This window comes from Nevskia soli (assembly GCF_903970205.1).
GTDB lineage: Bacteria > Acidobacteriota > Terriglobia > Bryobacterales > Bryobacteraceae > Bog-113.
In genome coordinates this window covers 1-6,268 of record NZ_CAJCHS010000365.1, presented here as the reverse complement: position 1 = coordinate 6,268, position 6,268 = coordinate 1, and the positions used below count along the sequence as shown (strand labels likewise).

General features: G+C 61.4%; 7 protein-coding genes and 1 pseudogene. All 8 read right to left on the bottom strand.

Annotation, left to right across the window (positions count from 1 at the left end; all coding sequences use genetic code 11):
* On the bottom strand, positions 1–207 hold a 207-nt coding region (locus H1Y01_RS15965; protein WP_180541504.1), incomplete at its 3' end, for a hypothetical protein.
* A gap of 2 nt (positions 208–209) precedes the next feature.
* Positions 210–1,937 (bottom strand): single-stranded-DNA-specific exonuclease RecJ, encoded by a 1,728-nt coding sequence (gene recJ, locus H1Y01_RS15960; protein ID WP_180541503.1) that lies wholly within the window; start codon positions 1,935–1,937, stop codon positions 210–212.
* The gene (locus tag H1Y01_RS15955; protein ID WP_180541502.1) at positions 1,915–2,427 is read right to left on the bottom strand and encodes a hypothetical protein; all 513 of its coding nucleotides are present in this window, start codon (positions 2,425–2,427) and stop codon (positions 1,915–1,917) included. Before H1Y01_RS15955 ends, recJ begins: the two co-directional genes overlap by 23 nt.
* Positions 2,428–2,454: 27 nt before the next feature.
* A complete protein-coding gene (locus H1Y01_RS15950; RefSeq protein WP_180541501.1) occupies positions 2,455–3,924 on the bottom strand; it encodes a hypothetical protein in 1,470 nt (489 codons plus the stop codon).
* A 1-nt stretch (position 3,925) separates the two neighbouring features.
* Entirely contained in the window at positions 3,926–4,504 is a 579-nt protein-coding gene (locus H1Y01_RS15945; RefSeq protein ID WP_180541500.1) for a hypothetical protein, read from the bottom strand.
* Positions 4,505–4,506: 2 nt separating this feature from the next.
* On the bottom strand, positions 4,507–5,244 hold the full coding sequence (locus H1Y01_RS15940; protein ID WP_180541499.1) for a PspA/IM30 family protein: 738 nt from the start codon (positions 5,242–5,244) through the stop codon (positions 4,507–4,509).
* Positions 5,245–5,273: 29 nt separating this feature from the next.
* Positions 5,274–5,693 carry a hypothetical protein gene (locus tag H1Y01_RS15935; RefSeq protein ID WP_180541498.1) on the bottom strand — a complete coding sequence of 140 codons (420 nt, stop codon included), beginning with the start codon at positions 5,691–5,693 and terminating at the stop codon, positions 5,274–5,276.
* Positions 5,694–5,745: 52 nt separating this feature from the next.
* Positions 5,746–6,268: pseudogene (locus H1Y01_RS15930) on the bottom strand (GTP 3',8-cyclase MoaA); the annotation flags it as partial.

Here is a 6,268-nt window from a genome sequence, read left to right as displayed (position 1 = left end):
AGTCTGCACGACAGGATCGCCGAGAATATACTCCAACTTATTCCCCTTCTCCGGTACGGCGATGATTGGCCGGATCTGGACATCCCTCGTCTGAGGTCGATTCGGAATCTGAAACTTAATCGACGCGTAATCGCCGAAGTAGACAACCGCTACAGCGGCCAGGAGAATCAAAACAATGCGGCCTAGAATAAGTAACAACTTAGCCATAACTAACTCGCCGGCCGAACGTCGCAGACTTTCGTGCAGAAGCCGCCCCAGTAATCATCCGCTTCCATTTGAAACGTCAGATCCACCAACGCCCCGCGGAAGACTTCGGCTGCGCGCTCCACAAACCCGAAAGCCTTGAACTTAATGACGCGCCCACCCTGCGATGCAGAGAACTTCAGATGCTTCTCCTTCATGACTTCCGGTTCACTAACGATCTCGACGCCCCGCGCCATCAGCACGGGCGTCGAATTCCCCATCCCAAAAGGTTCCAGCCGTGACAGTTGCCGCCAGAAGGAGTTATTGATATCCGTGAACCTGACCTCGGCATCCACGCGCTGCACCGGGACGAAGTCTTCCTCCCGCAGCACGCTCGCCGCGAAGCCCGCGAACGCCGCGCGGAACTCGTCGACGCGCGCCGTCTCCAGCGTCATCCCCGCGGCCTGCCTATGTCCGCCGAACTTCACGAACAGGTGCCGCATCGACTCCAATGACTCCAATAAGTGGAACGCGCGGATACTGCGCGCCGACCCGGCCGCCTCGCCATTCTCGATCCCCAACACGACCGTGGGCCGGCAGAACCGCTCCGCCAGACGGCTGGCCACAATGCCCAACACGCCGCGATGCCACGCCTCACCGGCGAACACGAAGGCGGCAGGCAATTCGGCTGGCAGATGCCCCTCGCAATCCAACAGGATCTCGTCGATGATCCGCGCCTCTTCGTCCTGGCGCTCCGTGTTCAGCCTGGTCAACCGCTCCGCGATTGCCCGCGCCTTCTCATCGCCATCGGCCGCGAACAACTGCATCACCTCATCGGCGCTGGCCATGCGTCCGGCTGCATTGATCCGCGGCGCGATCCGAAAGCCAACCTGCCCGACATTCGGCGCACGTCCCGGCGGAACTCCCGCCGCATCCAGCAGCGCCCGCAGCCCCGGATTGCGCGTATGCGCCAACCCGCGCAAGCCATGGCTCACGATGATGCGGTTCTCACCCGTCAGCGGCACCACATCGGCCACCGTCGCAATCGCTGCCAGCTTCAGAAACGACGCCAGCATGCGGTCGCGCTTGTCTTTCGGCCAGCCCAGCGTCTCGATCAAGCCCTGCGCCAGTTTGAACGCCACGCCCGCCCCGCAAAGGTTCTTCTCGGGATACGTGCAATCGAGACGGTTCGGGTTCACCACCGCCAGCGCCGCGGGCAGCGTCTGGTCAGGCAGATGATGATCCGTCACGATCACATCGATCCCCAACTCGCGCGCCCGGTTCACCGCAGCGGCGGCGCGAATCCCGGTATCCACGCTGATGATCAGCTTGACCCCGCGCTCCGCCGCGAGATCGACCGCGCTCTCGCGCATCCCGTAGCCGTCCTTCACGCGATGCGGAATCCAGAAGTCCGCACGGCCGCCCGCAAGCCCGATCGCCGTCTTCAGAATGACCGTCGAAGTCGTGCCGTCAACGTCATAGTCGCCATGGATCTCAATGCGCTCGCCGGCCGCGATCGCCCTTCGCAGCCGGTCAATCGCAATCGGCATATCGCGCAGCAGCAAGGGATCATGAAGGTCGTTCAGCGAAGGGTGCAGGAAGACCTGCGCCGCTTCCACCGTGCGGATTCCACGCGCAATCAAGATGCCCGCAATGGCCGGCGGCAACTCCAGCTCAGAGGCGAGTGCCGAAACATCCGAGGGTGCAACAACTTCCCAGCGCTTGGCCGGTTTAGTTGTTCGAATAGAAGCCACCCATGCTGTCGTCTTCGTCTTCGCCGTCCTCTTCAGCCGACTCCAGCGCGAGCGACGAGAAAGCTTCCACCTCTTCACTTAGATTCACGAACTCCTCGTACCAGTCGGGACGCGCCTCGTAAACGTAGAACCGGCCTTCAAACGGGAACGCGATCTCGACGCTCGAAGTCGAACCAATGTGTTTCCGCAGCGTTTTCAAGGTCCGCTCGGAATCGCTCTTCACGGACGGCGGCACATCGGCGATATCGAGCTCATCTTGCAGTTCTTCCAGTTCGCCTTCATCGAACTCGCTGGATGCGAACAGGATCATCTTCGCCCCCAGCTTGCGCGCGGTGTCGAGGAACATCATGTAATCGGGATACGTGTCGACATCCCAGGTCACTACCTGGCGCGGTTCGAACGCCCCCGAATCGTGCCGGAAAATGGCGAATGAGGAGCGCTCCAGCTCATCCGAAATGGAATGTTTCAGTGTGTCGAGATCGATGTCCACGGTACAGCCAGAATACCACCGGGAGCGTCAACGCCGCCGTCCGAAACTGCGTCCCATCGACCGCGAGCTGCTGCCGAAACTGCGCCCCGACGAGCCGCCGAACTTGTGTCCGCCGGATTCGCTCGGCGACGCGCCGAACTTCTTCCCGCTGCTGGATGAACTCGACAACCCCGACCCCCCTGAACCGTACTTCGAACCCGAGAACCCGCCCGTCTGCACGTAGCGGCTGCTCGAATAGTGCTGCTGCGTGAAGGTCCCATGAGAGCCGTACTTCGGAGCCCCGGAAACGTCGTGCCCATAGTAAGTCTGGCCGTAACGCTGCGCCTGGCGATAGCGATCCCAGTCATAGCTCGGAACCGGAACATACGTCGTGTGGTGGTTCAGCAGGCTGCTGAGGATAAGGTACTCGGGCAGCCAGTGCCAGAACGATCCGCCGTCGCGATTCTCCCAGTACCCGTACTGGTTGCGGCCCTCCGCGGGCGATGCCATGTACGCGAACCCGGGCGGTTGAGCGATGCGCGTGGCCTCGCTGTCGTATTCGCCCAGCGGCTTGTGGGCGATCGTCATCCCGACGTTGTTCTCCACCTGCGCCCATTGATCGCGCGAGATGTCGTTCCAGTGCTCGTCGGATACGGTCGTGCCTTTGTCTCCCGGCGCGCTCACGGTCGTGACGATGTGGTCGATCTTCTCGCGATACGGATCCTTGTCCAGATCCTGCAGCACGTCGTCCCAGGATGTGTAGAGCTGATGAGTAAGGCCATCCAACTGCTGCGCGTCTGCCGTAGGCGCGTGTTCCAGGCCCTCTTCCGCCTCAAGAGCTTTCGCATAGTCGGCGGTGGTCAGTTGGGCCGCGGGGCGGCTCTCAAGAGACTTCGCCGTCTCCACCCATTCCGCCGCATCCTTCTTGCGGGTTTCGAGCACAATGAGACGCGATTCGAGGTCCGTCTTCTTGGCCGGCCAGTCCTGTTCGGCCTTATGAACGGCCGCTTCGGTATGCGAGAAATCCGCGCCTTCGAGTTGCTTCCCTTGCGTTTCGATGCGCGTCAAGGTCGCGGTGAAATTGTCCTTGAACGCCACCCGCTTCCGCGCTTCCGCTTCCACCGCCGCAGCCTTCGCGACCGCAGTCTCTCGATCCACGCGCTCCCGCGCCAGCAGGTCTTTCGCGGTCTTCTCAGAGCTGCGCTTGTTCTGGCGGAGAATGTCGTCCAGTTGCGCTTGGTAGCGCTGCGCCTCGCTCAGCGCGATACCGGCTTCGCTGATGCGGGCCGGCCATTGCTGATCGAACCCGCGGACCCGAAACAAATCCGGGTTCGCGGCCGAATCCCGCTGCACCAGATCCCGATCGGTCGCGACCACCCGGCTCGCATCCGCAAGCTGCTCCTTCGCCGACTGGATCTCGCTGCGGATCGCTCCGGGCAAGCGCCCGCCCACCACGAACACCCATCCGATAAAGACGGCGAGAAGGACGACCAATACGGTGAACGGTTTGCGTTGCACATCAGCCTCGATACACGGTGATATCGGAAGGGTTCACCTGCTGCGAAATCACGCCCGCGAACGGCTGCCCGGCGAACTTCCGAATGGTCAGATACACCTGGGCATTCTCCTGCTGAAACACCCAGGCGTAACAGCCGGTGCCCTGCATTTCGTTGTCGCGGAACAGCCCGATTTCCCGGCTCCACCGGTACATCCAGGTCTTGCCGTCGAACTCGAAGTTGTCCGCGGGATTTTGGCGCTGATCGATCTGCGCCAGATCGTCTTCCGAAAGTCCGATCTGGTCGAGCGTCAGCTGCTTTCCGTCGAAGGACCCGAGCACTTGGACCTGATCGTCGTTATGCACTTCCAGGTTGACGCGGCGGTCGCGGTACATGCCGCTCAGCTCGGTCCAGCGCTGCTGCCCGGATTCCACCATGGCGCGCCGGTCGAGCGTGAAATCGAGGTCCGCGAACTGATCGCCCGCGCCGACGATCGAGAGCGTATCGCCCGGCTTGGCGTCGGTGATCTTGAGGTGGGCGAGGTCTTCCATGGTCGCGGGGTCCGGGTGCCGCGACGACCCGTTGGTGTGCTTGAAAAACATGGCTATTTGCTGCTCTCCGGCGCCGGAAGACCGAGCGGGGTAGTGGGTTTGGGCAGCGCGCGCTCGCGCTTGAGAGCTTCCAATTGAGCGTCCACCGAGTGGTCGCCCAGTTGTGCAAACTGGGATTCCAGGTCGTCGTCCTTGCCCGCCGAACCGAGCTCCTGGAACGCTTTGGCGGTAGCTTCTTCCTTTGAGACACTCTCCTCGAACCGCGAGAGTTGGGCGAACGCATTGTCGCTGTTGGCCACTCCGGCCATCGCTTCGGCTACTTTGCGCTGCGCCTGTGCTGCGTTTTTTCTTGCTACCAGAGTCGTCGCCGTGCGCTCGCCTTCGTCGATCTTGCGCTTCAGCTCGGCCACCTGATTCTTCAGGTTGTCGCTGGCCTGCTGGGCCTGCTGAATGGCCGTCTGCATCGACGCGATTTGCTTATCCGACTCGGACTTCTTGGCCAGCGCCTTCTTGGCGAGGTCTTCATTCCCCGCATCGAGTGCCTGGTTGGCGCGCGCCTTCCACTCGTCGGATTGGCGCACATACTTCTGGTACTCGGCATCCAGGCGATTGTAGTTGCTCATCGCCACTGCGGATGCCCGAACCACGTTGTTCAGCTCGGTCTTCATGTCGGCCACGGTTTGCCGGACCGTCGACTCGAAATTCGCGTCTTCGTAGGCCGTTACCACGTCGCTTGCTTTGCCGCGCGTTACCCGTCCGGTGCGCGCAAAAAGATCAGAAAAGAATCCCATTGGTTTCCTCCGGTTATGTTGTCTTGCGGCTATTCCAAACTACGCAGCAGGTCGCGCGCTGCCATCACATCGGCGAACAGAAAATGAACGCAGGAAAGGATATCGTCTTCATCGTCCGGCCCCAGTTCCTGCAGCTTGCAGAAGTTGGTGAGGGCGATCGCAGTCTGTCCGCCGCCCAGCTCGTACAGCTGGAAATGCGAGGTCGAGATTCCATTGTCGGAGGCGAGCATGCGGCGCAGGATGTCATGCGTCAGCTTCTCTTCGGCAACCGTGAGGCAAGTCAGCGAGAAGAAAACGATTTCGGTTTCCAGCACGGCCTGCACCGTGATACCGCTATCCATCTGGCGGATGGAGAGCATCGTCGGTGTGAGGTCGGTCACGTCGTATCCGTGTTCTGCGAGCAGGACGTGAATCTGCGAGGAGTCAATCGGTGCTGTTGTTACAGGCATTCAGTCAGTTTCTCCAGGGATTGATACGCAGCAGGCCGCTGCGAAGTTCGTTTCAACCTCCGATGGAATACATCGGACGGGGCGGCGGGACGAAGTTCTGCGAGTTGATTTCGTGACCGAGCCACTTAGCATGAACGTTGGCCCGGAGCGCTTGGGCGATTTCCTCGTCCGTTCCGCCGCGGAGGAGAGCGCGAACGTCCGTTTCCTCGGTGGCGAAGAGGCAGTAGCGGAGCTTCCCGTCAGACGTCAGGCGCACACGATTGCAATTCAAGCAGAACGGCCGCGTGACGGAAGCGATGACCCCGATGCCGCCGATCCCGTCCAAAAATCGGTATTCGCTGGCCGGGGCGCTGGGGTCGGTGACGGACGGAATCAGCGGGGAGATTTCATCGGAGAGCGTCCGGACGATCTCGTCGGCGCTCAAGACGCGCCCATGACCCCATAGCCGCTGCGAATCGAGCGGCATGAACTCGATGAAGCGCGGTTCGAACCCGTGCTTGCGGCAAAAGCGCGCCATCGGGACGAGGTCGGGCTCGATCAGGTCTTTGACCGCAACAACGTTGATCTTGATCGGG

Coding starts and splice junctions, on each gene's coding strand:
- H1Y01_RS15935 (WP_180541498.1), bottom strand. CDS start 5,693: ATGCCTGTAACAACAGCACCGATTGACTCCTCGCAGATTCACGTCCTG.
- H1Y01_RS15940 (WP_180541499.1), bottom strand. CDS start 5,244: ATGGGATTCTTTTCTGATCTTTTTGCGCGCACCGGACGGGTAACGCGC.
- H1Y01_RS15945 (WP_180541500.1), bottom strand. CDS start 4,504: ATGTTTTTCAAGCACACCAACGGGTCGTCGCGGCACCCGGACCCCGCG.